The sequence below is a fragment of the Caldimonas mangrovi genome, from assembly GCF_023721835.1.
GTDB classification, from domain to species: domain Bacteria; phylum Pseudomonadota; class Gammaproteobacteria; order Burkholderiales; family Burkholderiaceae_C; genus Caldimonas; species Caldimonas mangrovi.
On record NZ_JAMKFE010000004.1, the window covers coordinates 219,745 to 244,660 of the forward strand.

At 67.4% G+C, this 24,916-nt stretch carries 27 protein-coding genes and 1 pseudogene; 14 read left to right on the plus strand and 14 right to left on the minus strand.

What is annotated here, in order from left to right; all coding sequences use genetic code 11:
• Positions 1-3: 3 nt before the first annotated feature.
• From M8A51_RS08465 to M8A51_RS08480, 4 genes are all read left to right on the plus strand, one after another.
• Complete coding sequence (locus M8A51_RS08465) at positions 4-531, plus strand: nucleotidyltransferase family protein (RefSeq protein ID WP_251777975.1); 528 nt, start codon at positions 4-6, stop codon at positions 529-531.
• 120 nt (positions 532-651) lie between these two features.
• Positions 652-1,455, plus strand: coding sequence for an aminoglycoside adenylyltransferase family protein (locus M8A51_RS08470; RefSeq protein ID WP_251777976.1), 804 nt, complete (start codon positions 652-654; stop codon positions 1,453-1,455).
• 348 nt (positions 1,456-1,803) lie between these two features.
• Positions 1,804-2,367 (plus strand): PEP-CTERM sorting domain-containing protein, encoded by a 564-nt coding sequence (locus tag M8A51_RS08475; protein WP_251777769.1) that lies wholly within the window; start codon positions 1,804-1,806, stop codon positions 2,365-2,367.
• Between the two features lie 359 nt (positions 2,368-2,726).
• The gene (locus M8A51_RS08480) at positions 2,727-3,287 is read left to right on the plus strand and encodes a hypothetical protein (protein ID WP_251777770.1); all 561 of its coding nucleotides are present in this window, start codon (positions 2,727-2,729) and stop codon (positions 3,285-3,287) included.
• Between the two features lie 87 nt (positions 3,288-3,374).
• Here M8A51_RS08480 and M8A51_RS08485 read toward each other — a convergent pair whose 3' ends face one another.
• Positions 3,375-4,064: a hypothetical protein gene (locus M8A51_RS08485; protein WP_251777771.1), complete on the minus strand. Its 690-nt coding sequence runs from the start codon at positions 4,062-4,064 to the stop codon at positions 3,375-3,377.
• Positions 4,065-4,126: 62 nt separating this feature from the next.
• Positions 4,127-4,570, minus strand: a complete 444-nt coding sequence (locus tag M8A51_RS08490; protein WP_251777772.1) for a hypothetical protein — start codon at positions 4,568-4,570, stop codon at positions 4,127-4,129.
• A gap of 323 nt (positions 4,571-4,893) precedes the next feature.
• On the opposite strand from M8A51_RS08490, the gene M8A51_RS08495 reads away from it, so the two are divergent.
• The 4 genes from M8A51_RS08495 to M8A51_RS08510 all read left to right on the plus strand — a co-directional run bounded on the left by M8A51_RS08495 (position 4,894) and on the right by M8A51_RS08510 (position 7,888).
• Complete coding sequence (locus M8A51_RS08495) at positions 4,894-5,376, plus strand: hypothetical protein (RefSeq protein WP_251777773.1); 483 nt, start codon at positions 4,894-4,896, stop codon at positions 5,374-5,376.
• A complete protein-coding gene (locus M8A51_RS08500; RefSeq protein WP_251777774.1) occupies positions 5,373-5,945 on the plus strand; it encodes an ankyrin repeat domain-containing protein in 573 nt (190 codons plus the stop codon). Before M8A51_RS08495 ends, M8A51_RS08500 begins: the two co-directional genes overlap by 4 nt.
• A gap of 300 nt (positions 5,946-6,245) precedes the next feature.
• Positions 6,246-6,578 (plus strand): ankyrin repeat domain-containing protein, encoded by a 333-nt coding sequence (locus M8A51_RS08505; protein ID WP_251777775.1) that lies wholly within the window; start codon positions 6,246-6,248, stop codon positions 6,576-6,578.
• Positions 6,579-6,745: 167 nt separating this feature from the next.
• Positions 6,746-7,888 (plus strand): PEP-CTERM sorting domain-containing protein, encoded by a 1,143-nt coding sequence (locus tag M8A51_RS08510; RefSeq protein WP_251777776.1) that lies wholly within the window; start codon positions 6,746-6,748, stop codon positions 7,886-7,888.
• Positions 7,889-8,004: 116 nt separating this feature from the next.
• Here the strand turns inward: M8A51_RS08510 and M8A51_RS08515 are convergent, their stop codons facing one another.
• The 4 genes and pseudogenes from M8A51_RS08515 to M8A51_RS08530 all read right to left on the minus strand — a co-directional run bounded on the left by M8A51_RS08515 (position 8,005) and on the right by M8A51_RS08530 (position 11,352).
• A complete protein-coding gene (locus tag M8A51_RS08515) occupies positions 8,005-8,241 on the minus strand; it encodes a hypothetical protein (protein ID WP_251777777.1) in 237 nt (78 codons plus the stop codon).
• A complete protein-coding gene (locus M8A51_RS08520; protein WP_251777778.1) occupies positions 8,238-8,465 on the minus strand; it encodes a T6SS effector amidase Tae4 family protein in 228 nt (75 codons plus the stop codon). The genes M8A51_RS08515 and M8A51_RS08520 overlap by 4 nt, the downstream gene beginning before the upstream one ends.
• Positions 8,466-8,474: 9 nt before the next feature.
• Positions 8,475-9,611, minus strand: a pseudogene (locus M8A51_RS08525) (IS3 family transposase).
• A 463-nt stretch (positions 9,612-10,074) separates the two neighbouring features.
• Positions 10,075-11,352, minus strand: a complete 1,278-nt coding sequence (locus M8A51_RS08530; protein WP_251777779.1) for a sensor histidine kinase — start codon at positions 11,350-11,352, stop codon at positions 10,075-10,077.
• Positions 11,353-11,835: 483 nt separating this feature from the next.
• Here M8A51_RS08530 and M8A51_RS08535 point away from each other — a divergent pair, with 483 nt between their 5' ends.
• From M8A51_RS08535 to M8A51_RS08545, 3 genes are all read left to right on the plus strand, one after another.
• Positions 11,836-12,417: a hypothetical protein gene (locus tag M8A51_RS08535; RefSeq protein WP_251777780.1), complete on the plus strand. Its 582-nt coding sequence runs from the start codon at positions 11,836-11,838 to the stop codon at positions 12,415-12,417.
• A gap of 258 nt (positions 12,418-12,675) precedes the next feature.
• Positions 12,676-13,431 (plus strand): hypothetical protein, encoded by a 756-nt coding sequence (locus tag M8A51_RS08540; RefSeq protein ID WP_251777781.1) that lies wholly within the window; start codon positions 12,676-12,678, stop codon positions 13,429-13,431.
• A gap of 329 nt (positions 13,432-13,760) precedes the next feature.
• Positions 13,761-14,510, plus strand: coding sequence for a PEP-CTERM sorting domain-containing protein (locus M8A51_RS08545; protein ID WP_251777782.1), 750 nt, complete (start codon positions 13,761-13,763; stop codon positions 14,508-14,510).
• 35 nt (positions 14,511-14,545) lie between these two features.
• Here the strand turns inward: M8A51_RS08545 and M8A51_RS08550 are convergent, their stop codons facing one another.
• The 8 genes from M8A51_RS08550 to M8A51_RS08585 form a co-directional block, all read right to left on the minus strand.
• Positions 14,546-16,948 carry an ATP-binding cassette domain-containing protein gene (locus tag M8A51_RS08550; RefSeq protein WP_251777783.1) on the minus strand — a complete coding sequence of 801 codons (2,403 nt, stop codon included), beginning with the start codon at positions 16,946-16,948 and terminating at the stop codon, positions 14,546-14,548.
• 4 nt (positions 16,949-16,952) lie between these two features.
• Positions 16,953-17,363, minus strand: a complete 411-nt coding sequence (locus tag M8A51_RS08555) for a VOC family protein (RefSeq protein ID WP_251777784.1) — start codon at positions 17,361-17,363, stop codon at positions 16,953-16,955.
• Between the two features lie 17 nt (positions 17,364-17,380).
• A complete protein-coding gene (locus M8A51_RS26725) occupies positions 17,381-19,387 on the minus strand; it encodes an MFS transporter (RefSeq protein WP_251777785.1) in 2,007 nt (668 codons plus the stop codon).
• A complete protein-coding gene (locus tag M8A51_RS08565; RefSeq protein ID WP_251777786.1) occupies positions 19,384-20,007 on the minus strand; it encodes a glutathione S-transferase N-terminal domain-containing protein in 624 nt (207 codons plus the stop codon). Before M8A51_RS08565 ends, M8A51_RS26725 begins: the two co-directional genes overlap by 4 nt.
• A 129-nt stretch (positions 20,008-20,136) precedes the next feature.
• Positions 20,137-21,204 carry a GlxA family transcriptional regulator gene (locus M8A51_RS08570; RefSeq protein WP_251777787.1) on the minus strand — a complete coding sequence of 356 codons (1,068 nt, stop codon included), beginning with the start codon at positions 21,202-21,204 and terminating at the stop codon, positions 20,137-20,139.
• 45 nt (positions 21,205-21,249) lie between these two features.
• Positions 21,250-22,098 carry a ZIP family metal transporter gene (locus M8A51_RS08575; RefSeq protein ID WP_407062216.1) on the minus strand — a complete coding sequence of 283 codons (849 nt, stop codon included), beginning with the start codon at positions 22,096-22,098 and terminating at the stop codon, positions 21,250-21,252.
• 132 nt (positions 22,099-22,230) lie between these two features.
• Positions 22,231-23,172, minus strand: coding sequence for a manganese catalase family protein (locus M8A51_RS08580; RefSeq protein WP_251777788.1), 942 nt, complete (start codon positions 23,170-23,172; stop codon positions 22,231-22,233).
• Between the two features lie 176 nt (positions 23,173-23,348).
• Positions 23,349-23,615, minus strand: a complete 267-nt coding sequence (locus M8A51_RS08585) for a hypothetical protein (protein WP_251777789.1) — start codon at positions 23,613-23,615, stop codon at positions 23,349-23,351.
• 100 nt (positions 23,616-23,715) lie between these two features.
• Between M8A51_RS08585 and M8A51_RS08590 the strand changes: the two genes are divergently transcribed.
• Genes M8A51_RS08590 through M8A51_RS08600 form a run of 3 tightly spaced genes read left to right on the plus strand, consistent with a single transcriptional unit; the run spans position 23,716 to position 24,912 of the window.
• Entirely contained in the window at positions 23,716-24,081 is a 366-nt protein-coding gene (locus tag M8A51_RS08590; protein WP_251777790.1) for an ArsR/SmtB family transcription factor, read from the plus strand.
• Positions 24,059-24,562 carry an SRPBCC family protein gene (locus tag M8A51_RS08595; protein ID WP_251777791.1) on the plus strand — a complete coding sequence of 168 codons (504 nt, stop codon included), beginning with the start codon at positions 24,059-24,061 and terminating at the stop codon, positions 24,560-24,562. The genes M8A51_RS08590 and M8A51_RS08595 overlap by 23 nt, the downstream gene beginning before the upstream one ends.
• Positions 24,559-24,912, plus strand: a complete 354-nt coding sequence (locus tag M8A51_RS08600; RefSeq protein ID WP_251777792.1) for a GFA family protein — start codon at positions 24,559-24,561, stop codon at positions 24,910-24,912. The genes M8A51_RS08595 and M8A51_RS08600 overlap by 4 nt, the downstream gene beginning before the upstream one ends.
• Positions 24,913-24,916: the final 4 nt, after the last annotated feature.

The following is a 24,916-nucleotide window of genomic DNA, read 5'->3' on the forward strand; positions in this document are numbered from 1 at the left end:
TTCATGGCCGACGTTCTTGCCAACCGCTACAACCGCCTCATCCTCGACCGCTGGAACGACCTGTCACTGCCCCACGGCTGGCTGGTGGCCGGCTGCCTGTTCCAGTCCGTCTGGAACCTGCTGTCCGGCCGGCCGCCCGAGCAGGACATCAAGGACTACGACTTGTTCTACTTCGACGGCGCTGACTTGAGCGAAGCCGGCGAGCAGCGCGTGCAGGCGCGCGTGGAGCAGGTGCTGGGCGACCTGGGCATCACCGTGGAAGCGTCGAACCAGGCGCGGGTGCACCTTTGGTACGAAGCGCATTTCGGGCAGCCGTATGACGCGCTGCGCAGCGTGGAAGACGGCATACGGCGCTTTCTGGTGCCGGCCACCTGCGTGGGCGTGCGGCCGGGCCAGGTGTATGCGCCGAACGGGCTGGAGCTGCTGTATGGCGGGGTGCTGGCGATGAACCCGCTGGTGCCGCACCGGGAGCTGTTCGAGCGCAAGGCGGCGTCGTATCGGCAGCGGTGGGGGTGGCTCAGCGTGGGCTGAGCGACGTCGGGGGCGCAACTTGAGAACCACGAGGGTTCTTTTGGCCGCCGGGGCCGGGGCGCTGGTGGGCCTGCTGACGAACGATCGTTGTGCATGCTCCAAGCAAAATATCATGACACGATGGATCGAACGACTGGACCTTCCGGAATCGCCTTTCAGTTGACCCGTGCCCTCGAAGAGTTGGACCGTCACCTCAGCAAATCTCTCGTCGCCATCCACCTCTTCGGATCGGCTGTCGAGGGCGGACTCAAGCCCAACAGCGACATCGACATCTTGGTGACTGTTTCATCTCGTCTGTCCGACATCGAGCGCAAGGAGCTCATGATGTCCTTGCTGAACGTTTCTGCCCCCTCGGGTGGCAGCGTTCAGGATAAGAGTTTGCGTCCGCTTGAAGTGACTGTGGTGGCGCAATCGGACGTCTTGCCCTGGCGCTATCCTGCAATACGACAGCTTCAATTTGGGGAGTGGCTGCGCAACGACCTGCAGTCCGGCATCTTCGAGCCGCCAATGCAGGATCATGATCTGGCGATCCTGCTGACCAAGGTGCGCAAGCACAGCTTGGCTCTGCGCGGTCCTGACGCCTCGACCCTGTTCAACGCAGTGCCCCTTGCAGACCTGAAGCAAGCGCTGCTGGACACCGTGGCCCAGTGGGCGGCGCCCGACGCCTGGATCGGCGATGAACGCAACGTCGTCCTTGCGCTCGCGCGAATCTGGTTCTCGGCCGCTACGAATGAGATCGCCTCCAAGGATGCCGCAGTGGACTGGCTGCTCGAGCGGGTCCCGCTCGCTCACAAGGGCTTGCTGACGGACGCGAAGGCCGCCTATCTGGGCCAGGCCATGGACGACTTTTCATCTCGCCCTGTGGAAGTCGAAGCCTTCATTCAGCACGCCAGTTCAGTCGTCCGAGCCCTATGCGAAGCGTGAGTATCTCGACCGCCAAAAATCGGGCGAACGCATCGAGGGCTTGAAGCAAGGCCTGCGCAAAAACCTGCGCGCCATCAAAGGCATCAACCGGAAGGCAACCGGCCCGGGGGCAAGCAACCCGCGACCTTGCGATGAATTGCCTACTTGCGCGTAGTAGCACACGAGCTCGATGAAACGGTGGGTGCTCCCCCGGAAAAGGGGGGTATGGCACGCCGCTTGATCGCTACCCTGTTCCATCTCTCGAATGCTGTTCAAGAGAGACCGTTGCGACTGGCGGCGGCATCATGAAACCTGTCGGTTGCCGACGCCGTCGTGCTTTCACAATAGCCACGTTCTCCGGAGGTCTCCATGAACCTGAGCAAAGCCGTTGTTGCCATCGTCTCAGCCGTCGGACTCTGCGCGTCGTCCTACGCGCAGGGCCTTATTGGAACCATAGTCAAGGACACTGTGAGTGAGCTGCGCGTTGTATGGGTCTGGGATCAGGAAACCGAGATGGATCTCAGCCTGAATTCGGGACTGACGTTCTGGGACGCATCGCTGTCAGCGTTTCCTGCCGTTGTGCCGCTCGCACCCCGGGTGCAAGTCACAGCGCGGCACCTCGGAAAACCTCATGACCACGACGGTACCGCGAGCAGCTTTAGCCATCTTGCTCGCGTCGGTGACCCGCTGCACATGGGTGGCGCAGATCATCCAGTGGTTGGCTCAAGCCAATCGCACGGCGACACCTACATTCTGACAATAGGACCGGCGACGACTGGACCAGTCACCATAACGCTGTCCGGAGGGCACGTGGAAGCCATTCCCGAGCCCGAAACCTACGCGTTGTTGCTCGTCGGGCTGGGTCTGTTGGTGGTGCAATTGCGACGTACGCGATCCATGACGTCATCCAGGACGGGCGTACGGGCTGCTTAGCATGTTGCGAAGACGGGTGACGTCCCTCGCTGAGCGGGGCGTGCGCCCTCCGCTGAGCTACCAGGCCGCCGAGCGCAAGCTCGCGCCTCGCGAGCTTCTGTGACTTGCCAGGCCGCGGCGGCGACCGAGAGACGACGAACCAGGACGACGAAAACCCGGTACCGCAACTGTTGGTCAGAACAGCGGGGCCGCACTTGCCCGGTGCAAGGCCGCAACTTCACCCAGACGAACTCGATCACCGAAGCCGCATCCGCCAAAACCACCAGCCATGAGCGTTTCCATGGCCGACAGCCTCACCAACCGCCACACCGCATCACCCTCGACCGCGCAGGTAGAGCAGGTGCTGGGGAAGTACTACGATGCCTCCCGCTTCAGAAAGTCGGCAACGAAAAAAACGAAGGGCACGAACAGCGTGGTTCGCCGGCGCAACGCTGCTGGCCGCTGCATGCGGCGCCGCCGCCGCGCCGCTGTCTCAGCGCGACTTCCACCACCCCGAGCGGGTGGCGGCGTGGTTGACGGCAAACAAGCATGCCCTGGACACGAAGGCCGCTCAGGCCTTGTTCCAACAGGGCATTCAGAGCAAGCAGCAGCGCCGTTGGGGCCCGGCGCTCAAGTCGTTCGGCGAGAGCGCGATCCGCCGGCCTTCGGCTCCCACGCTCATCGAGTATGCCGAGGCGCATTTGCGACTGCTCGGCGAGGCACGTGCACGCGAGAACGGCTACGCCGAGCACCAGCAGCGCGATTTGACTTCGGCGGAGCAGCTCTACCGCTCGGCGCTGGCCGCCGACGCGGCCGTGCCCGAGTTGTCACCCCAGCAGCGCGAGCAAACCCGGCGCAGCGCCGGCTGCTTGGCCGAATACGTGCACTCGGGTTCGACGCAGGAAGCATGCGAGCCCTTGCAGTCCTATGGTCTGAAGTAAGCACGTCGAGCCAGTACCCGCCCGCGGGGACCGGCCCAGCAAGCCCTGGCCCTCGTGTCTCGCGTGAGCGAGAGGCGGCGACCCGCGCTACCGCCGCGTCATCTCGACCTGACCACTGAAAATTCCTGCCGACCAGGTGCCCCGCATCGCATCGGCGTTGACCGTGAGAACGAACTGAACCGGGCCATCCTTCGAATCGCACTTCACGCGTAGCACTCCGTCCGCGTACGCTGCATCGTAAAGGTTCAGTGTGCCCATCTTGGGATGCTGATAGGTGCCGCCGATCTTGCCGTCGGCGACCGAGATCTGAAAGCCGCCGTCCTGCCGGCCGAAAAGGCTGGTGGTGTAGCCACTCCAACTGCCATGGAAGGGTGGCGTTTCAGTGGCCTGCTTTGCGGCTTGCGTGGAACCCGGGCCTTCGAGGTTCTTGCAGACGAAACATGCGATGTACCGGACCGAACCGTTCTTGACGGGACTGGTGCCAAAGACGTTCTCGGTGTCCTTGTTCCTGTTCACCAGCACCGTCTGGTAGGGCGTGGAATCGACATAGAACTCGACCTTCGAACAGACCTTCTCCGAGCTGTAGACAGCGATCTCGGCCCCGTAGCTCGGCGCGTTGCCGAAAGTTTTCGTGACTTCGACCGCGCCGGTGCATTGGCCTAGCACCTGCTGGCAGTCGCATTGCGCCCCCCACACGACGGGCGCCGCAGCCACCATGCAAACCGCCGCGGCAAGCCGGCCGAGGCAAACGCGAAAAAGCTCGATGGACTGAGGCATAAGAGCTCGCTGGGTATGGGCGACGGCGTCGTCGCGCGCGCACTTTGACGAAGCGAACGGTGCTACTGCACCTCGATCTCGAATTGTTGCTTGAACGTCGGTTCGTTGACTTCCACCACCTTGAACGAAGCCAGGCGCGAGAGCGCCTGGATGTCCCTTGGCAGTCGCCCCTGGTCGGAGGGAAACGCGAGGAGGAAATCGAATCTATGGGGGTGCGGATGGGTCACAAAGCCGACGGCACCTTGCTCGATGTCGCAGGTCTGGGGCCGTGTCGCCGCCGGGTTGTAGACCGCAATACCGCGCAAGGAAATGCGCGCCCGTACCCGACTGCCATACAACCTGCGGATCTCTTCGGTGCCGCCTCGAAAGACGGAGACGGCGGGTTTCCAGATCGACATGGTGTCTTCCCTCAACGCCCTCCGTGGAGTGTAGTGACGCCGCGCCGCCCGCTCAAGATGCGAGGGCCGCCGAAGCTGGGCCGCCGCTGCATGGTCGATGGCATTCATGGCCGCCATCGATGACCGGGCAGAAGGCAAGACCGGCCCCGCCTGCTACAGGTTTCAGGCAGCCGCCAGCGGCTTGAACTGCGCTGCGCTTGGTTGCAACGTCGGCCACGAGAACGATCCTGCATCAAGACACCTGTCTCCATGGGTTCGTCGCAACGCGCATCGTAGCGAGGTGCAATGCGGCAGCGCCCTGACTTCACCGTGACAACCCCTCAGATGGGGCTGTCAGGTCCTGCAGCCACGGCCGCACCGAGGGTGCATAAAATCGGCCGCGCATTACTCGACCGCACAAGCGGCCCATTCACGCCCTAGGGAGGCGCACCATGACCATCGTCCTCATGACACCGCCAGATGTCTCGCAAGCGGATCTGCTTTTCGACGAGACTGAGACCCGCTCCATTCTTGGCTTCTACTGGCCCCAATATGCCGGCAAGCTCGGCGAGCTGGAAATCAACGACGCCGTGAGGCTCTTTGCGCAACAGTTGCTGATCGTTGGGGTCGACTCCAGCTACGCGCTGGGCTTCATGGAGCAGTTGATGAAAATGTATCTTCAGCCTCGCTCGGGCTTTACCGGGCTGAAGTCGATGGGGATGAAGCTGGCTCGGCGGTACCTTCAGCATTGGTGGAGGCACGCGACGCAGAAGGACCTTGAGAACCCGCGGGTGGCAGAGGCAGTGCGCTCAACCGTCGCCCGAAACTTCGGCACCGACATAGGCTTGCTGGTCAACAATGCCGCCTACGTTCCACGCATGGCGCCTTTCACCGTCGCCGCAGGCGGGCTGAACGACGTATGGGGCGCAATTTGAGAGCCAGGCGTGTCGTCCTGGTCGCCGGCACCACGGCGCTGGTTGCCCTGCTGTTGGCCGGCGGCTACCTGTTCATGCAGTTGAAGAACGGCGATCCTCGCATCCTGCAGACTTGTGCCGAAGAGGCCGCTGCACCCATGGGCTGGGCGTGCGAGCGCGCGCTTTTTCGCTATCACCCCACCCCCGCCGAAGTGCAGCGCTTCAATGCCGAGGGCGGGCCGATGTATGCGGTGACGACGAACAACGAGGCCTTCGCACGGCGGCTGCTCGCTCACTATCTGGCGGCCGGCATCGACATCAATGCCACCGTACAGCGGCTGCCGATGAAGTGGACGGCGCTGCACGCCATGGTGGTTCAAGGCAACCCGATGGCCGTTCGACTCTTGGTGGAGCATGGCGCTGACACCGCCATGCGAGACGCTGACGGCAAGGCACCGCTCGACCTTGCGCGCGAACTGCACGCGAAGGAACCGAGCGACGCACGTGCGCAAGTGCTCCAGGTGCTGATGGCGGAAAAGCCGCGGCAGCCCGTTGAAGAGTCACGCGCAAGTGACGCTGCCAAGCCTTGAGGACGGCACGATGAGTGAGGGAAGCCGGTCCGCCCATGGGGCACGCACCGCCGTCGGACCCCCTCACAGTGCCCCTGGCGTGCCGTTCTTCTGGAGCAGATCGTGAAGAAGGCCGTGCGATGGACCCTTGGCCTTGCCGGCGTGTCGGCCGTTGCGGCGGCTGCCTATGTTGTCCATGATTTGCGCAGCTCGCCCTTGTGGTTTTTGCAGTCGTGCGCCGACACAGCGTATGCACCCGTGGCTTGGGCCTGCGAGCAGGCGCTGTTTTCGCAGCACCCCACGCCGCAAGAACTGGGACAAATGAACCAGCGCGCCGGCGCGCTGTTCGCCGTGCACCAGGTGAAAGAGGCAAACGCCCGCCGCTTGCTGGCCCACTACATCAAGGCAGGCCTGAACATCAACGCGGGGGACCAGCGCAACGGGCAGCGCTGGACGGCGCTGCGCATGGTGGCGTTGGATGGTGACGCGGCGGGCGTGCGCGTGCTGCTCGACTTCGGTGCGGACGCGACGCTCAAGGACGCCGACGGCAAGACCGCTGCCGACCTGGTGCGCGAGCGGCACGCCAAACACCCAACACCCGGGTTGGCTGAGGTGCTCGAATTGCTGGAGCCGCGGGCTACGCCGTCGGCGTAGTGCTGCACCGGTTGATCGCCGTGGCCTGCAAAGGCGAGGTGGCCGCTTTTCGCGTGGGCGGGTCTGACGACACCCGGCAGCGTCTGCACCCCGCGTATGCGGGGGGCCGGCATGCCGCCGATGGCATAGGGTCTTAGGCATCCGCCACATCGTCACGAGGATGTTCTATGCGCCGCACTTTCGCCACGGTTCTATCGTCGCTGACCATCGGCCTGGCGCTGTGCGGCGGCGCGCTGCAGCAGGCGCACGCGGCCGCTGCGCCCCGATACGTCGCCACACTCGTTGGTGAACGAGGCGCCAACGCGACGGGTCTGGGACTCAACAATCAGGGGCAGGTGATCGGTCATCTTGCGTCCTTGCACGGGCCGGCCCAAGGGCAGGCATTCGTCTGGGACAGCCAAGGCGGCATGCGTGGCCTCGGCACGCTGGGCGGCATCCACAGCACCGCCTACGACATCAACGACGGCGGTCAGGTCGTCGGTGTCTATGAACTGAGCGCGGGGCGCACCCACGCGTTCATCCACAACCATGCGGGCATGCGCGCGCTGAATATCCCCGGGGCCTCCAGCTCGTCTGCCCTGGGCATCAATGCCAAGGGCCATGTCACAGGCGGCGTGACGCTCGATGGCGGCTTCCGGGCCCCGTACATCCACGACGGCAGCGATGTGCACGTCGTTGGCGACGGCAGGTGCTGCTTGAGCGGCAGTGCCATCAACGACCATGGCGACATGGCCGTCAACAACACGCAGCTGGGCCCATTCGATCTGCCGTTGCTGCAGGCCTTCGTGTACCGCAACGGTGAGCTGATCGAACTGGGCACCTTGAGCGGGGGCTCCAATAGCGTGGCCGCGGACATCAACAACCGCGGCCAGGTGGTGGGGTGGTCGAACGCAGACAACGACCTCCTCGATACTCGCGGTTTTGTCTGGGACGAGCACTCGGGCATGGTGGACCTGAGCTCTTTCGCGGACGGGGCCGTCGCCACCAGTGCGAACGCCATCAACGAGCACGGCGAAGTGGTTGGCGCCCTCAGAAACCACCGGCCATCAAGCTACAGCGCCTACTTGTACAGCGACGGCATCGTCATCGACCTGCAGACGCGGCTGGACCCGCGCACGGGGGCGAACTGGTTGCTCAACGAGGCGCGAGCCATCAACGACCACGGGCAGATCGTCGTCTCGGCATTCGACGCGCTGACTTTTGACACTGCCACCTTGCTGCTGACGCCGGTGCCGGAACCGCAGACGCTGGCCTTGTTGTTTGCCGGCCTGGGCGTTGTGCTCATGCGGGTGCGGCGCCGGGCAGTGTGAGCGTGGGTCGAGTTTGCCGGGTCGGCAACTGGAACGACATGACGCCGGGGCCTGCTTCTCGACGGCGGCCGTTCTCGCCCAAGCCAGGCCACTGCCTGCGCGCAACCGGCCGCGATTCAGGTTCTGCGCCCAGCACCTGAAAGTCTGCGCCCCATCCTCCAGCCGCCCCAGCCGAGAAGAGGGCACAACACGGCTGCCGCAATCAGGGCGGTGAGTGCATGGGTGCGCAGCAGGCTGTCGAAGCTGCCGTGTGGCCCGAGTGCAGTGGCGACCAGGCCACCGAGCCATAGGGACAGAGCACCGCCGACCACCACGCCCAGCACCAGCAATACGCCCGACCGCCACTGGCTCATGCCATCTCCCAGAACCAGATTGAGCCCTTGGTGTAGTCGCTGCGAATGCTGAAGTAGACGGCGAGCGGAGACAGCGCCGAACTCAGCCGCCAGCCGTTCCAAAGGTCGATGTGGTCGCCCGTCACGTTGTAGAAGTCCTTGATGAAGACGATGCCCCGGCGGCCCCGAACCTTCTTGAACCCTTCATCACCCTTGTACTGGACTGCCCCTAGTCTTCTAGACAAACCCTGTCCTCACGCCGCGGCGAGTTCAAACGCCTCGGGACTGACGCCGCCCAGATGACTGTGGCGGGGGGAACGGTTGTAGAAGACTTCGATGTAGTCGAAGACATCGGCTCGGGCCATCTCCCGGGTCTTGTCGATGCGCTTGCGGATGCGCTCTTTTTTAAGACTGCTGAAGAAGGACTCGGCGACCGCATTGTCCCAACAGTTGCCGCGCCGACTCATGCTGGGCTGCAGGTTGTGCTCGCGGCAGAAGCGCTTGAAGTCGTCGCTGCCAAATTGACTGCCCTGATCCGAATGTACGATGACCTCGTCTGCAGGCTTGCGGCGCCACACGGCCATCAGCAACGCATCCAAGGCCAGCTCGCGGCTGAGCGTCGGCTTCATGGACCATCCGGGCGATCTTGCGCGAGTACAGGTCCACCACGGCCGCCAAGTACAGCCAGCCTTGCCAGGTGCGGATGTACGTGATGTCGGTGACCCACACCTTGTTGGGTTTGTCCACGGTGAACTGCCGTTGCACGTGGTTGGGGGCTATCAACGCGGGCCGTTCCGCAGCATGGCGCGGTGCCCTGTAGCCACGCACAGCTTTGATTTTGTGGGCCCGCATGATGCGCGCCACACGATGTACGCCGCAGGTCTCACCGGCCTCGCGCAGATCTCCGAAAACCCGCCGCGACCCGTACACGCCATGGCTGCCGGCGTACGAGTCTCTGATGACCCCGAGCAGCCGCTGGTCCTCCTTATGGCGCTCAGATTCAGGCTGATGCAGCCACGCATAAAACCCCGCTCGGTTGACCTTCAGCACCCGGCACATGAGCGTGACGGCGAACTCCCTCCGATGCTCGTTCATGAAGCGGTACTTCACTCGGGCTCCCCGGCAAAGTACCGCGCGGCTTTTTTTAGAAGGTCGCGTTCCTCCTCCAGACGACGCATCTGCGCACGCAGGCGGAGGATTTCGCTCTTGGCCTCGAGCAATTCCTTGGATTGCTGCTCGCTTCTGTCCGGCGCGACGGCCTTGACCCACTTGTACAGGCTGTGCGCGGACACCCCGAGTCGGGCTGCGACCTCCGCGACCGAGTACCCTCGCTCGGTCACCTGCTTGACGGCCTCTTCCTTGAATTCCGGGGTAAACCTCGCTGTGCCCACTGACTGCCTCCTATGCTCAAAGGATAGGGACAGGCTGTCTACCAGACCAGGGGCAGTCCAGTGGGCGGTTTTGGCGGGGCTTGTGGATCTTGTGGGTGGGTTTCTGCGAGACGCCCCGGGCGTGACCTATCACAACCATGTGCCCTTGCTGTTGGGGGCCTGCATCGCGATGGGGCCGCTGGCGTTCGTGTGCTTGTATGGGGTCGTGCGCAGGCGATTCCCATCCGAAAGGGTGCAGCGGTTTGCACTGCATTGCCTGCTGCTGGGGGCGGTGTCCATGGTCGGCCTCCCGTTCATCGCCGGTCCCGCTGTCGACAGCTATGCGCGAAGCGCCGGGTACGTGGTGTGCAGCGCCGCTTCGGGGCACAGCAGGTTGTACCGGTGGACAGCCTACGTTCGCCCTCGGTCCGGCGCGTGCGCCGAACGTGTTCTTTCGCGTGAATAGCCGAGTGCCGGAGCGGCATCAATGGCGCGACGATGCGGGCCGTTCCATGGCGGCGCGGTCGGCGTCGACGCAGTGGGCACCTGCCACATAGGCCGCCTGGGACGGCACTCGCAGTTCCACGCGCGTGCCGCCTTTCACCGCACGGCCGATGCGCACCCGGCCGCCGATCCGGTCGGCGCGTTCGCGCATGCCCGTCAGCCCCCAGTGGCCGCGCGCACTGGCCATGGTTGCGGCCGTGGGGTCGATGCCGACGCCGTTGTCATCGATGACCAGGCGCATGCCGGCCTCGCTGCATTCGAGCCGCAGGCGGGCACGTTGCGCATGGGCATGCCGGATCACGTTGACGAGCGCCTCGCGGGCGATGCCGTAGACACCGGCGCTGACGCTCGGCTTCAAGGCTTGAATGTCGCCCTGCACCAAAACCTCCACACGCAGCGTCTGGTCCACGGGCAGCTCGGCCGCCAGGCGTCGCAGCGCGTCGGCCAGTTCCGGCGCCGGCACGTCGGTGTCGCGCAGGCCGGTGACCCGGTCGCGCCCTTCGTCCACCAGCACCTGCGCGCGCTCTGCGGCCAGTGCCAGCGCTTCGCGCAGCGGGGAGTCGGCAGGCAGGCGCGGCAGCATGGCCTGCAGGCGCAGCAGCAGACCATAGATGCCCTGCAGCAGCGTGTCGTGCAGTTCGCTGGCGATGCGCTCGCGCTCGCTGCGCGCCACCACCTCGGCCAGTTGCCGGGTCGCGGTGTCCAGCTCCACCAGCTTCTTGCGCAGCCGGCTGCGCAGGTCGGAGACGCGGGCGTTGAACAGCATCAGCCGCGCCAGCGCGCCGCCCAGAAACAGCCACAGCAACAGCCGGTCCTGCAGCGAATGCAAGGGCGGCAAGGCCAGCGACGGCAGCGTCAGCATCGCAAAGCCGAGGGCGAGGTTGAGGCACAGCCATGTGACGGCGAACGCGCGCTTGTCGAACTGCAGGCTGCCGAAGGGCAGGGCAATGAACAGATTGAACGCGAACAGGTACCAGAGATGCGGCGCGAGAAACATGCCCAGGATGTCTCGCCCGCATGACGCGATCATCTGGATCGCAGTCATCGACGGGTCTTTGAAGCGCTTCGAAAAACCGCTGACGATGCACCCGAGAAACAGCGCGTTGTTGCACACGCCGATGAACACGAAGCTCCACACCAGCGACAGGTCGACCTGCCCGACCGCGCAGTACAGGGCGAGGAAGCTGCTGGTGGCCACGTACTCCAGCGAGGCCAGCAGCGTGATCTTCGTGCGCAGCTGTGTTTTTGCATCCAGCATAGCGGTACATCCAGGTGGCCTTCGGCAGCGAAGGTGGGCGCCAAGCGAACCATGCCGGCTCTTGTGGAGGGGCGGTGGGGGCGTGTCAGTGCGGCAGGGTCTGCTGCCGCACTGCGGGCCGTAGTGTGCCGCGCCTTGGGTCCATCTGGTGTAGCAGATCGACGGGGGCCGTCAGCTCCCGTTCAGCTTCACGCCTCTTGCGTACGAACGTGCGTGCGGCAATGGGGCCATCGCAACTTGCCGTTCGACGTCGGGGGGCGGGGGTGGGGGGCATCGTCACGGTGCGTTTGGGGCACGTTCGACATGCGGCCGCAGCGAGACTTCTCGTTACGCCGCGCACGTTCGTCCGAAGCAACACCACGCACTAGGATTGCCGTCGCCCGCATGAGGACGGCCCCCAGCCGCACCGGAGTGGTCGGCGCGGCGAGACCCACAAGAAGTCGAACAGCCGCTGCGCGCGGCGACACAGGTGAGGAGACCCACATGAGCGAAACGCGCTACGCCAGTGGCGGGCCCGATGGTTGGCTGCGAGCCCGCCGGGAAGTCGACGGCGACGTCGTCTGCCTGCCCGAATACCTGCAGGTGCACCTGACGCACACCCAGGCCGGGCGCCACCACTTCACACCGCTGGAAGGCGCTTGCACCGGCGTTCACTTTTCGGTGAAGGCAGGGCACCTGCACAAGGCGCGGCCCGAATACCGCTGCGCGGCTCACCTCCGGTTCCACCCGGGCTTCGAGATCCTGCAGTACCCGGCCGGTGAGATCCGCGCGGTCACGTGCGGCGAGCGGCCCATCCCGGTGGGGGTGCACCCGATCCAGCTGCCCGACGTTCCGCATGACGAGGGGCGACAGCACCTGGAGCAGTCGGCGTATGCGAAGAACTGGTTCTGTCTCGGCGACGGAAAGGCAGTGCACGGCCCGGACGGCCGTTATCTGCGTGCAGGGCAGGTCGGCGGCCCTTGCATCGCCGTCGACCTCCGTGGATGGACCGCCTTGTACCGGTACTTGATTCTGTGCAGGACCGGCGACGGAAGAACGGTCGGGACGATCGACGTCGTTCGATAGCAGGGGCCGCCCTACGGCGCGCGAAAACGGTGGGTGCATGCCGGCCGGCGCACTGCTGAAATGTCGGTGGCCAGCACATGACCCCCGGGGCCGGCACGCCGCCCCCAGTTTGTGGCGTGATCGGGTTGGGGTGCTGCGGAAGGATTCGTTGGCGCTGGGGCATGGCGAGTTCTCGCATGCCTGCCAGTGGCTCACGGCCGGCCTTGCGCTCAAGTGGAACGAGGAGCCGCCCTGGGAATACCTGGTGGACTGCACGCGTTGGCACCGTCGTTCGACGGCGAGGGCCAACTGATCGGTGCGATCAACGCCTGGGCGGCATGGCAACCCAAGCCGCAGCAGCCGCAGCCGCAGGAGCGGGCGGCTCGCCTGGCTTCGTATTCGACCGCCTTTGCGTTGACTCAGAACACGTTCCGATCGGCCAACAACGTGGCGACGCTCGCAGCGAAAGCAGACAAGTGGTTCATCAGCTTCTACGAAACACGGCGGCAGGCCGTGCTGAAGGAGGCGCACAAGCGCGGCACGGCGCTCCTCAAGGCCACCGTGCTGCCCGCCCTCGGGAACTCGTCCAACGTGGCGTTCCGTGAAGGCAGGAAGGTGCCGCAAGGCGACGAGCACAACCCGCAATACGCAGCAAGGTCGACCCGGCGGCTCGCCGTGCAGCCGGTCACCCGATCGAAGGCATCAAGGCCCACCGTGCCGTGCACGACAAGGTCGAGACGCGGGACGCGGGGTACACGAACCCCGACAAGTACGTCGACGAGAAGACGATCACCGACGACAAGCGTCGTGGAGCACAAAGGGCAACACGGGTTGGAGTTCCATTGGAGAAGCCGGCTTCGTGAATGGACGTACGGGGTTGCTGGTCTGAGTCGACACACGCCGGCGTGGATCGGCGAGCGGCTCAGCGTCAGACACCACCACGGAACGCATGCGGCCGGCGAGGCCTACCGCGAAGTTCTGCACGGCGTCGTGCCGCCAGGCACCGGGTACGTCGGGTCGCTGTGGCAGACGTAACCGACAAGCAATCGCCGCACCGTTGTGCACCGTCCACCCCAGGGGGTGCTTTCGCTCACACCCGCTCCTACAGTAATGACGCGGGGGGTACCCGCGTCACGGCCGGAGGCCATGTCGGCAATTTTTCTGCGCGTCTTCACGGCCCCAGCCATCGCGGCCTGCCCGCCGGATGCCGCCGCGTCGTTCAACCGGAACGGCAGTTTCGGCGCGCTGGTGGGGCGACCCGCAGGCGTCGGCGCGGCATGGTCGAAGACTGCGCCGTGCGGGCTGGTGGCCGAGAGTGGCCCGCAGCGTCGAAGCCATCCTCGTGCAAACCATGGGAGACAAGCATGTCCTTGTGCAATCTTCGCTCTGTGTTGTGTATCGCCGTCGCGCTCAGCGCACCTGCGGCCCAGGCGTCGCTGCTGCAGAACGGTGACTTCAGCCAGACCTACGAATACAGCCCGGGCGACATTCCCAACTTCAACCCGCTGATGCCCAGTCATTGGGACGTGGCGCCGTTCTCCGAAGACGGTCAACTGGCGGGCGGCGACCTGTCTCAGAACTTTTCGATCGTGGCGGACAGCGGTGCATATGGCAGCATCGATGGCGGGGCGGGTCTGGTGCTGGCGATGTACAACGTCTCCAGCGTGCAGCAGACGTTCACCGTGACGCAAACCGGCCTCTATTCGATCTCGTGGCTGGATGCCGCGCCGGAGACGAGCAACGACTACAACCAGACGTACTTCGCGTCGGGTCCCGAAGCGCGTGGGCTGCATTACGCGATGACGCTGGACGGTAACACCATTGCGGAAGTGCAAACCGGCGTCGGGCAGGACTTCACGTCGCGCAGTTTCAGCTTGTCGCTCGACCCGGGCGTCTACACGCTCGGGTTCGCCGGGCTCGACCATGGTGAGCTGATCACCTTCGGCGGTTCGAACCAGTACGGCGCGCAGTCGGTGACCTACATCGCACTGCTCGACAACGTCAGCATCGTGGCGGTGCCGGAGCCTGAGACCTATGCCTTGATGCTGGCCGGTTTGGGCGTGCTGGCGGCAATGCACCGCAGGAAGCCGCGCAAGGGCCGCGAGCAGACGTAAACGGCAGGCAACTGCGTAGTCGGCAGTGCCCTCCGTCACCGCCGCTTCTTGGCGGCGCCCACGTACGCCGCGAGGTGTTGGCCGGTGAGCGTGGCGCGTGCGGCCACCAGCTCGGCCGGTGTGCCCTCGAAGACGACACGGCCGCCGTCGTGGCCGGCGCCGGGGCCGAGGTCGATGATCCAGTCGGCGTGGGCCATCACGGCCTGGTGGTGCTCGACCACGATGACCGACTTGCCGGCGTCGACCAGCCGGTCGAGCAGGCCGAGCAACTGCTCGACGTCGGCCAGGTGCAGGCCGGTGGTGGGCTCGTCGAGGACGTAGACGTCGCCCTTCTCGGCCATCTGCGTGGCCAGCCGGAGCCGCTGCCGTTCGCCGCCCGACAGCGTCGTGAGCGGCTGGCCGAGGCTGAGGTAGCCCAGGCCCACGTCGGCCAGCCGGCCCAGGACGGCGTGCGCAGCCGGGGTGCGGGCCTCGCCGGCACCGAAGAACGCCTGCGCTTCGGCCACCGACATCGCCAGCACCTCGCTGATGTTGCGGCCGCCCAGGCGATATTCCAGCACCGCGGCCTGGAAGCGCTTGCCTTCGCACTCTTCGCAGGGGGTGGCCACGCTGGCCATGGGCCCGAGGTCGGTGTAGATCACGCCGGCGCCGTTGCAGGGCGGGCAGGCGCCCTCGGAATTGGCGCTGAACAGTGCGGCGTTCACGCCGTTGGCCTTGGCGAACGCTTTACGGACCGGGTCGAGCAGGCCGGTGTAGGTGGCCGGGTTGCTGCGCCGCGAGCCGCGGATGGCGCTCTGGTCGATCGCCACCACCCCGGCGCTGGCCGGGATGGAACCGTGCACTAGCGAACTCTTGCCGGAACCTGCCACGCCGGTCACGACCACCAGCACGCCGAGCGGGATGTCGACGTCGACGTTGCGCAGGTTGTGCGCGCTGGCGCCGCGGATCGGCAACCGGCCGGTGGGCTGGCGCACCGTCTTCTTCAGCGCGGCGCGGTCGTCGAAGTGGCGGCCGGTGAGGGTGCCGCTCGCGCGCAGCCCCTCGACGCTGCCTTCGAAGCACACGCTGCCGCCCGCCGCACCGGCGCCGGGGCCGAGGTCGACGACGTGGTCGGCGATGGAGATCGTCTCGGGCTTGTGCTCGACCACCAGCACGGTGTTGCCCTTGTCGCGCAGGCGCAGCAGCAGGTCGTTCATGCGCTGGATGTCGTGCGGGTGCAGGCCGATGGTCGGCTCGTCGAAGACGTAGGTGACGTCGGTGAGCGACGAGCCCAGGTGGCGGATCATCTTGGTGCGCTGTGCCTCGCCGCCCGACAGCGTGCCCGATGGCCGGTCGAGCGAGAGATAACCCAGCCCGATCTCGACGAAGGAGTCGAGGCTGTGCTGCAGTGCGGCGAGCAGCGGCGCCACCGACGGCTGGTCGAGGCCGCGCACCCAGGCGGCCAGGTCGCTGATCTGCATGGCGCAGGCGTCGGCGATGCTGAGGCCCTTGATCTTCGACGATCGCGCCGCCTCGCTGAGCCGGGTGCCGTGGCAGTCGGGGCAGGTGGTGAAGGTGACGGCCCGCTCGACGAAGGCGCGGATGTGCGGCTGCATCGCCTCGGGGTCCTTGGACAGCATCGACTTCTGGATCTTGGGGATCAGCCCCTCGTACGTCAGGTTGATGCCGTCGACCTTGATCTTGGTCGGCTCCTTGTGCAGCAGGTCGTGCAGCTCCCGCTTGGTGAACTTGCGGATCGGCTTGTCGGCGTCGAAGAAGCCGCAGCCGCCGAAGATGCGGCCGTACCAGCCGTCCATGCTGTAGCCGGGGATGGTGAGGGCCCCTTCGTTGAGCGACTTGCTGTCGTCGTACAGCGCCGACAGGTCAAAGTCGGTGACCGAGCCCATGCCCTCGCAGCGCGGACACATGCCGCCGGTGCGGGTGAAGGTCTGCTTCACGGTCTGGGCGGCGCCGCGCTCGACGGTGATGGCCCCGGTGGCCCGCACCGACGGCACATTGAAGGCGAACGCGCTGGGCGGGCCGACGTGGGGTTGGCCGAGCCGGCTGAACAGGATGCGCAGCATCGCGTTGGCGTCGGTCACGGTGCCGACCGTGGAGCGGGCGTTGGCGCCCAGCCGTTCCTGGTCGACGATGATCGCGGTCGTCAGGCCGTCGAGCACGTCGACCTCGGGCCGCGCCAGCGTCGGCATGAAGCCCTGCACGAAGGCGCTGTAGGTCTCGTTGATCAGCCGCTGCGATTCCGCGGCGATGGTGCCGAACACCAGCGAGCTCTTGCCCGAGCCCGAGACGCCGGTGAACACGGTCAGTCGGCGCTTCGGGATCTGGAGGCTGATGTCCTTGAGGTTGTTCTCGCGTGCGCCTTGCACGCGGATCAGGTCGTGGCGGTCGGCGCTGTGCAGCGCAGGTGACGGCGTTTTCGTGCTCGGGGCCTTGCTCATCGTGTCAGCGCCGCTCCTGGATGCGGATCATGTTGCCGGCGGGGTCGCGCACGGCGCAGTCGCGAACGCCGTAGGGCTGGACGGTCGGCTCCTCGACGACCTCGGCGCCGCCGGCCTGCAGCCGCGCGTAGGCGCCGTCGAGGTCGGGGGTGGCCAGGATGAGCGTCGCGTAGGTGCCCTTGGCCATCATTTCGGCGATGGTGCGACGTTCGGCGTCGGTGACGCCGGGACTCGCGACCGGCGGGTACAGCACGAGGGACGTGCCGGGCTGGCCGGCGGCGCCCATCGTGATCCAGCGCATGCCGCCGTAGGCGACGTCATTGCGGACTTCGAAGCCGAGCTGGTCGCGGTAGAAGGCCAGCGAAGCATCGGGGTCGTTCTGCGGCAGAAAGGTCGAGTGGATGGTGATGTCCATGATGAGGGGCCTGGTTGCTACGGCCGCGAGTCTAGGGGCGACTGCGTGACCGGCGCTTCTCGATTCCTGATCGGTCGGCTCACCTGCTTCGCCACGCAGGGCGGGATCCCGGCGATCGCATGCGTGCCCTGTTGCCGATAGGCGCTGGGCGGCAGGCCGACCAGTTCGGTGAAACGGGTGCTGAAGGTGCCCAGCGAGCCGCAGCCGACCGCGAAGCAGACCTCGGTGACGCTGAGATCGCCCCGGCGCAGCAGCGTCATCGCCCGTTCGATGCGCCGCGTCATCAGGTAGGCATACGGCGACTCGCCGTACGCGAGCCGGAACTGGCGGCTGAGGTGCCCGGCCGACATGTGCACGCCGCGGGCAAGGGCTTCGACGTTCAGCGGTTGTGCGTAGTCGCGGTCGATGCGGTCGCGCACGCGACGCAGCCGCGCGAGGTCGCGCAGGTGCGGGTCGGCAGGGGGGTGGGGGGACATCCGCGCGATCGTGCCATGTCGCCACCGCCGGCTCAAGCGCGGGGATCCGGAGAGCGCGCCTCGGGCTGCAGATGCGCCGCGCGGCTGCCCACGACGCAGGGCCGCCAGCACCAGGACGAGTCCCGCGGCGGCGACACCGGCACCCACCGTTGCGCTGGCGGCAACGGCCGCGGCAGCGCTTTGCCGGGCGGCCGACAGCACCGCCTGGGCGGCCATCGGCTCCAGGTGCGCTGCGGCGGCCGCCGCAGCGGCGAAAGTGTCGGCGGCCAGGCCGCCGGCGCCCTCCATCGCGTCGCGGTAGTGGGCGGCCGCCACCGAACCGAGCGCCGCGATGCCGAACGCACCGCCGAGTTCGAAGCTGGTTTCCGACAGTGCCGAAGCGCGGCCGGCCTCGGCGCTCGATGCGTGGCCGATCACCCATTCGGTGCTGGCCACGCCGATCGGGACGGTGGCGACGGCGAGGAGCACCATGCCGGTCGCGAATGCCGGCGTCATGCCGCTGCTTGCTGCCCAGGCGAGCAGCAGCATGGCAGCCATCGCTGCCGAGAACGCGACCACCAGCGACGGCCGCAGGGACCAGCGGCGCATCGCGAGGGGCGCAAGCAAGGCACCGACGGCGGTGGCCACACCGGCGGGCAGCATCCACAGGCCTGCCTGCACGGGGGAGAGGAAGGCTGCGGTCTGCAGGTAGTGCGCACCCAGCAGGCTGGTGCCGGCCGCCAGAAAGGTGGCGAGCAGGTTGACCGCGAGCGCCGGCCGCACGCCCGGCTGCCGCCACAGTCGTGCGGCCGCCGGCAGGCCGGGCGAGTTGCGGCTGCGCCGCATGGCGCCCGCCGCAGCGGCAAGGGCGAGCGCGGCCATCGAGGCGGCCTGGAAGCCCGGGCCTTCGCTCACCAGCGACTTGAAGGCTTGCACGCTGCCCAGCACGGCCGGCAGAGACAACGCGCAGACGACCAGGTCGACACGCTGCGCCGAGGGGTCGCGCGCTTCCGGCAGCAGCCAGGGGCCGAGCACGAGGACGAGGCCCATGGCCGGCAGGTTGACGAGAAAGGCCATCTGCCAGCCGCCGTGCTCGAGCAGCCAGCCGCCCACGGCGGGGCCCGCGGCGGTGCCTGCAGAGAAACTGGCGATCCACAGGCCCAGCGCGGTGGCGCGCTGCCGCCGGTCGGCGAACAGGCTGCGGATCAAGGCCAGGGTCGACGGGGCGATGGTGGCACCGGCCACGCCCTGCAAGGCGCGGGCGAGCACCAGCTCGGCCGGGCTGCGTGCCAGCGCGGCCAGCAGGCTGGCGAGCGCGAACAGGGCGGCGCCCAGCAACAGGACGCGGCGCCGGCCCCAGCGGTCGCCGAGCGCGCCCATCGTCCACAGCAGGCCGGCGACCATGAAACCGTAGATGTCTGCGATCCACAGGGCCTGCATGGCGTCGGCATCCAGCTGCGCGCTGAGGGTCGGCAGCGCCAGGTGCAGGAGGGTCAGATCCATCGCGTAGGCGAGGCAGGGCACGGCGATCACCGCCAGGCCCAGCCAGGCGCGCGCGCCCGTGTTCATGCCTGCCCTTCGTGCTGCAGCGCCGCCTGAACCGCGGCGCGGGCCTCGATCCGGTCGCGGTAGGCCGCCAGCGTGTCGGGCACCGCCAATCCGGCGTTGCGAGCCCAGCGCAGCATCACGTACATCAACGCGTCGGCCGCGCCGTAGCGTGCGCCGGCGAGGTGCTCGCCGGCCAGCCGGCGGGCCACCTGCACGAAGCGTTCGCGCAGCGAGGCGTCGAGCTCGCTGCGTTCCGCCTCGCTGCCCGTGAAGAAGTAGCGTATGAATGGCTTGTGCAACTCGGTCGACGCAAAGGCCAGCCATTCCAGTTGGCTGGTGCGCTCCCAGGCGGTGGCGGGCGCAAGCTGCGGTGACTGTTGTGCGATCCAGTCGCACACGGCCACGTTCTCGGTCAGCAGCCGGCCGTCGGGGCACCGCAGCGCGGGCACGTAGCCGCGCGGGTTGACCTGCGTGTAGTTGTCGCCGGCGGCGGTGCGGCGGCTGGCGATGTCGACCTCGACCAGGTCGGCGTGCAGGCCGGCTTCGCGCAGCAGGATGTGCGGCGCGAGGCTGCAGGTTCCCGGCGCGAAGTACAGCGTCCAGGTGGCGGCCGGTCCGCGGGCGGAAGAAACGGGTGTCATGGCGGGCTCCTTGGCAGCGCCGCGCGACAGGCGCGGCGCGATGGAGCCCATGGTGGAGCGGGCGGCATGCGTGGCCCAGCGGCAAACGAGCCGGCACCGGGGCATACGGGCCACCGGCGCCGGCGGCGCTCAGGGCGGCGACGTGGCCGGCGCGTGCAGCGTGCGGATCGACTGGAAGCGCAGCCGGTATTGCGCCGGCGTGACGCCCGCCAGGCGCTTGAACAGTCGGCGGAAGAAGGCCGGGTCCTCGTAGCCGACCACGGCGGCAATGGCTTCCACCGCGTCGCCGGTGGACTCGAGCAGCTGTTTGGCTTCTTCGATGCGCAGCGTCTGCACGTACTCGACCGGTGCGTAGCCGGTGGCCTGCGTGAAGCGCCGCTTGAACGTGCGTTCCGGCAGGCCCGAGCGCTGCACCATGCGCGTCACCGGATTCGGCTGCGGGTAGTGGTCGGCGATCCAGGCCTGGCACTCGGCGATCACCGCGTCTTCATGCTGGCGCGGGCGCGCCATGGCCGCGAACGGCAACTGCCCTTGCCGCCGGTCGCCGATCAGGAAGATCTTCGCCGCTCGCACCGCCTCGGCCGGCCCGCAGTAGCGGCCGATCAGGTACAGCGCCAGATCGTGCCACGACGATGCGCCGCCGGTGGTGACGAGCCGGCCGTCGCGGCTGCTGTCGCACAGGATGCGGTTGGCCACGAAGCGCACCGCCGGATAGCGGTCGCGGAACACCTGCGCTGCGCTCCAGTGCGAAGCGGCCTCCAGGCCGTCGAGCATCCCGGCTTCAGCCAGCACCAGCGAGCCGGAGCAGGTCGAGCACACCGTCGCGCCGGCGGCATGCTGGCTGCGCAGCCAGCGCAGCTCGCGTGACCACCGGTGGCCCGGCCGGGCGGGCAAGGGCAGTTCGACGTCGCAGACGATGACGACGTCCGCCAGGGGCGCCGTGGCCACCGACGCCTGCGGATGGATGGGCAGCCCCACCAGCGAGCGGAAGGGGCGGGCGCCACGCGCGACGATGCGTGGCTCGATGCCGCGCACCTGCACCGCTTCACCGGTGAGCTGCGGCCAGGCGCGGCCAACCGAAGCGAGCACCTCGTACAGCCCGTAGACCGCCATCGGTGCGGTTTCCGGCAGCACGAGGATGCTCACTTGCAGCGGGGGCAAGCGGGCGGCTGGCGGCGGGTGGGCGGCTCGGCTCATGGCAGGCCGCCATGGTAGCGAGGCGTGCCGACCCCGCGCGGCGTGTCAGCCCAGTGCGGTGTCCAGCATCATCATCAGCACGAAGCCGATCATCAGACCGACGGTGGCCTGGGCTTCGTGCCCCTGGCGGTGCGACTCGGGAATGATCTCGTGGCTGATGACGAACAGCATGGCCCCGGCGGCGAACGCCAGCCCCCAGGGCAGCAGGGCCGCCGAAAACGCGACGACGACCGCACCGGCTACTGCGCCGAGCGGCTCGATGACGCCGGACAGCACCCCCAGCCCCACCGCCAACCCGCGGCCGTAGCCCGCGCTGCTGAGTGCCAGCGCCACCACCAGCCCTTCCGGGATGTCCTGGATGGCGATGCCGGTGGCGAGTGCGCTCGCCGAGGTGAGGTCGGTGCCGGCGAAGGCGACGCCGATGGCCAGGCCCTCCGGCAGGTTGTGCAGCATGATGGCCATCACGAACAGCCAGGTGCGGCGCACGCTGCGCGCACTGCGGCCTTCGCGTCCCTTGATGAAGTGCTCGTGCGGCAACACGCGGTCGAGCAGCAGCACCAGCGCAGCGCCGAGCAGCACGCCGGCGCCGACCGTGGCGCTGGCACCCCAGTCGCCGGCACCGCGGGCCGCGGCCGCTTCGAGCGCAGGCACCACCAGCGAGAAGGCCACGGCGGCGAGCATCACGCCTGCACCGAAGCCCAGCATCGCGTCGCGCGTGCGCTCCGACAGCCCGCGCGCGACCAGCACCGGCACGGTCCCCAGGGCCGTCGCCGCCGCCGCCGCGCTGCCACCGAGCAAGGCGTACAGCACGCGCACGTCGGCCCGGGCCAGCGCTTCCCACAGGAACCACAGGCCCGCGAGGGAGCCGCTCAGCGTGATCAGCAGGCCGAACATGCGCCGTGGCTGCATCAGCAAGGCCGCATACGGCCCCAGGCGGGCGGACGCCGAGTCAGGGTGGTTCACGTTGCAACTCCAGCGCGAGGGCCGGGGCGGCACCCGGTGGGCGCCGCCCCTCGAAGGCGTGCGTCAATGCGCCTTGCGGGCGCCGCCACGCCCGGTCGACGGCTTGGCCATCTTGCCTGCACCGGGCGCAAGGGCGCCGCCCATGCCGAGGTCGGCGCCGGTCATCGGGTCTTCGCTCGGGTCCGAGCGGGTGCGCGCGGCCGCCTGCTGCACGACCGCAGCCTCCTCGTCGGTGAGCATCACTTCCGGCAGACCGCTGCCGCCGTCCACGGCCAGCTGGTCCTCGCGTTCGCTGACGTAGGTGAAATGCTCGTCCATGTTCCAGGGCCCGCGCGTGTCGCCTTCGCCCTGCGACATGTTGAAGTAGGTGTTCGCAAAGCGCGGATCGCCGGGCAGCTTGCCGGGCGGGAAATTCGGCTGCATCGAATACAGGGCCTTCTCGAACGACTGCTGGTGGGCGATTTCGCGCGTCATCAGGAAGCCCAGGGCTTCCTTCACGCCCGGGTCGTCGGTGGCGTTGATCAGCCGCTCGTAGATCATCTTGGCGCGCGCTTCGGCGGCGATGTTCGAGCGCAGGTCGGCCGAGGGATCGCCAATGGTGTCGACGTAGGCCGCTGTCCACGGGACGCCGGCAGAATTGACCAGGGCCGGGCCGCCGCCGTACAGCACCTGGGTGAGGTGCGAATCGTTGCCGGCGCCGGTGATCGAGCGGTACATGTCGGCTTCCTGCTCGGCGCCTTCGGCGATGCGGCCCTTGGCACCCTTGTTGAGCATCGCGACGATGGTGCCGATCACCTCCAGGTGGCTCAGCTCCTCGGTGGCGATGTCCATCAGCATGTCCTTGCGGCCGGGGTCGTCCTCGGCCAGCGCCTGCGTGAAGTAGCGGCATGCGGCCGCCAGCTCGCCTTGCGGCCCGCCGAACTGCTCGAGCAGCAGATTGGCCAGACCCGGGTTGGTTTCGCTGACACGCACGGTGTATTGCAGTCGCTTGTTGTGAGCAAACATCGAAAGCTCCTTCCTGGTACCTGCAGGTACCTGCACTGAATCCTGAGAAGTGGGGCGGCGCGCGGGCCGCGCGGCCCGCACATGGGATTCAGTAGGCAACCCACGGGCCCGGGGTGGCCGGCGGCGATCAGGCTTTCCTATCCCGGCGATAGCCGCAGTCGAAGGCCGGCTGCGGCTCAGGCCGCCGCCGGCAGGAACGCGGAGTCGCTGAACCGGACCCGGTCCGGCAACCCCAGGCCATCGGCCCAGCGGCTCATGGCGTCGGCACTCATCGGCCGGGCGAACAGGAAGCCCTGCAATTCGTCGCACTGCAGGCCGCGCAGCAGGTCGCGCCGGGCATCGGTTCGACACCTTCGGCGGCGACGCTGAGCCCCAGCGTGCGCCAGTTGCGCCACGGCCGTGCTCAGGCACACCGCATCGGCGGCGAAACCCGCAGCGGCCATCCCGGTGTCGTGCATGCCCGAGATGGCCGGTGCGCGCCGCTTGACAACCAGTCTGTTGGAATTTAGATTAAAGGCTAATTAACCATTTGGCGAAATAAACATGGTTCCCGACCGGCTCAGCCTCACCTTCGCTGCACTGGCCGACCCCACGCGCCGCGCCATCCTGGCGCGCCTGGCCGAGGGCGAGGCCAGTGTCAACGAACTCGCGGCGCCGTTCGAGATGCGCCTGCCCAGCGTGTCGAAGCACCTCAAGGTGCTGGAGCAGGCCGGCCTCGTGGAGCAGAGCCGGCAGGCGCAGTGGCGCCCGCGCCGGCTGCGCGCTGCGCCGCTGAAGGAGGTGGCGCAGTGGGTCGAGCGCTATCGGGATTTCTGGGAAGGCAGTCTCGACCGCATGTCGGGCTACCTCGACGAGTTGCAGGGCAAGGCCACGCAGGAGAACACACATGGCAGCAGGAAGAAGCGCTGAGCCGCCGGCCGGCGGCATCGCATTGGTGATGACCAGGGTGCTGGAAGCGCCGCGCGAGCTGGTCTTCAGGCTATGGGCTTCGCCGGAGCATCTCGCCAGGTGGTGGGGGCCTCGCGATGACGAAGGCCGCGATTTCACCGCGCCTTCCGTCGAGCTCGACTTCCGCCCCGGCGGGCGATATCGCATCTGCATCCGTTCGCCGCAGGGCCGGGAGTACTGGCATGGTGGCGTCTATCAAGAGATCATCGAGCCCGAGCGCCTGTCGTTCACCTTCCAGTGGGAAGAGGAGGGAGCGCCGGTGACGCTGGTCGAGGTGAGCCTGGCCGAGCATGGGGCTGGCCAGACCCTGCTCACCTTTCGCCAGTCGGGCTTCGAGAACGAGGCGTCGCGCGACGGCCACGAGGGAGGCTGGAGCGAGTGCATGGACCGACTGGGCGCCTATGCCCCGGCGGTTGCGGTCAACCTGGGAGAACACCCATGAATCAGCGCTACGCCGGCAGCTGCCATTGCGGCCGCGTTGCCTTCGAGGTCGAGGGCGAACTCGACGGCGCCATGGCCTGCAACTGCTCGATCTGTTCGCGCAAGGGCTCGCTGCTGTGGTTCGTGCCGCGCGAGCAGCTGGTGCTGCGCACGCCGGACGACGCCGCGGCCACCTACATGTTCAACAAGCATGTCATCAAGCACCGCTTCTGCCCGGTGTGCGGCATCCATCCGTACGGCGAGGGCACCGCGCCGGACGGCAAGGCGATGGCCGCGATCAACGTGCGCTGCCTCGAGGGCGTCGACCTGGAGGCCCTCGAGGTGACGCACTTCGACGGGCGTTCGAAGTAGGTCG

Coding starts and splice junctions, on each gene's coding strand:
- M8A51_RS08465 (WP_251777975.1), top strand. CDS start 4: ATGGCCGACGTTCTTGCCAACCGCTACAACCGCCTCATCCTCGACCGC.
- M8A51_RS08470 (WP_251777976.1), top strand. CDS start 652: ATGGATCGAACGACTGGACCTTCCGGAATCGCCTTTCAGTTGACCCGT.
- M8A51_RS08475 (WP_251777769.1), top strand. CDS start 1,804: ATGAACCTGAGCAAAGCCGTTGTTGCCATCGTCTCAGCCGTCGGACTC.
- M8A51_RS08480 (WP_251777770.1), top strand. CDS start 2,727: ATGCCTCCCGCTTCAGAAAGTCGGCAACGAAAAAAACGAAGGGCACGA.
- M8A51_RS08485 (WP_251777771.1), bottom strand. CDS start 4,064: ATGCCTCAGTCCATCGAGCTTTTTCGCGTTTGCCTCGGCCGGCTTGCC.
- M8A51_RS08490 (WP_251777772.1), bottom strand. CDS start 4,570: ATGAATGCCATCGACCATGCAGCGGCGGCCCAGCTTCGGCGGCCCTCG.
- M8A51_RS08495 (WP_251777773.1), top strand. CDS start 4,894: ATGACCATCGTCCTCATGACACCGCCAGATGTCTCGCAAGCGGATCTG.
- M8A51_RS08505 (WP_251777775.1), top strand. CDS start 6,246: ATGAACCAGCGCGCCGGCGCGCTGTTCGCCGTGCACCAGGTGAAAGAG.
- M8A51_RS08510 (WP_251777776.1), top strand. CDS start 6,746: ATGCGCCGCACTTTCGCCACGGTTCTATCGTCGCTGACCATCGGCCTG.
- M8A51_RS08515 (WP_251777777.1), bottom strand. CDS start 8,241: ATGAGCCAGTGGCGGTCGGGCGTATTGCTGGTGCTGGGCGTGGTGGTC.
- M8A51_RS08530 (WP_251777779.1), bottom strand. CDS start 11,352: ATGCTGGATGCAAAAACACAGCTGCGCACGAAGATCACGCTGCTGGCC.
- M8A51_RS08535 (WP_251777780.1), top strand. CDS start 11,836: ATGAGCGAAACGCGCTACGCCAGTGGCGGGCCCGATGGTTGGCTGCGA.
- M8A51_RS08545 (WP_251777782.1), top strand. CDS start 13,761: ATGTCCTTGTGCAATCTTCGCTCTGTGTTGTGTATCGCCGTCGCGCTC.
- M8A51_RS08550 (WP_251777783.1), bottom strand. CDS start 16,948: ATGAGCAAGGCCCCGAGCACGAAAACGCCGTCACCTGCGCTGCACAGC.
- M8A51_RS08555 (WP_251777784.1), bottom strand. CDS start 17,363: ATGGACATCACCATCCACTCGACCTTTCTGCCGCAGAACGACCCCGAT.
- M8A51_RS26725 (WP_251777785.1), bottom strand. CDS start 19,387: ATGAACACGGGCGCGCGCGCCTGGCTGGGCCTGGCGGTGATCGCCGTG.
- M8A51_RS08565 (WP_251777786.1), bottom strand. CDS start 20,007: ATGACACCCGTTTCTTCCGCCCGCGGACCGGCCGCCACCTGGACGCTG.
- M8A51_RS08570 (WP_251777787.1), bottom strand. CDS start 21,204: ATGAGCCGAGCCGCCCACCCGCCGCCAGCCGCCCGCTTGCCCCCGCTG.
- M8A51_RS08575 (WP_407062216.1), bottom strand. CDS start 22,098: ATGTTCGGCCTGCTGATCACGCTGAGCGGCTCCCTCGCGGGCCTGTGG.
- M8A51_RS08580 (WP_251777788.1), bottom strand. CDS start 23,172: ATGTTTGCTCACAACAAGCGACTGCAATACACCGTGCGTGTCAGCGAA.
- M8A51_RS08585 (WP_251777789.1), bottom strand. CDS start 23,615: ATGGCCGCTGCGGGTTTCGCCGCCGATGCGGTGTGCCTGAGCACGGCC.
- M8A51_RS08590 (WP_251777790.1), top strand. CDS start 23,716: ATGGTTCCCGACCGGCTCAGCCTCACCTTCGCTGCACTGGCCGACCCC.
- M8A51_RS08595 (WP_251777791.1), top strand. CDS start 24,059: ATGGCAGCAGGAAGAAGCGCTGAGCCGCCGGCCGGCGGCATCGCATTG.
- M8A51_RS08600 (WP_251777792.1), top strand. CDS start 24,559: ATGAATCAGCGCTACGCCGGCAGCTGCCATTGCGGCCGCGTTGCCTTC.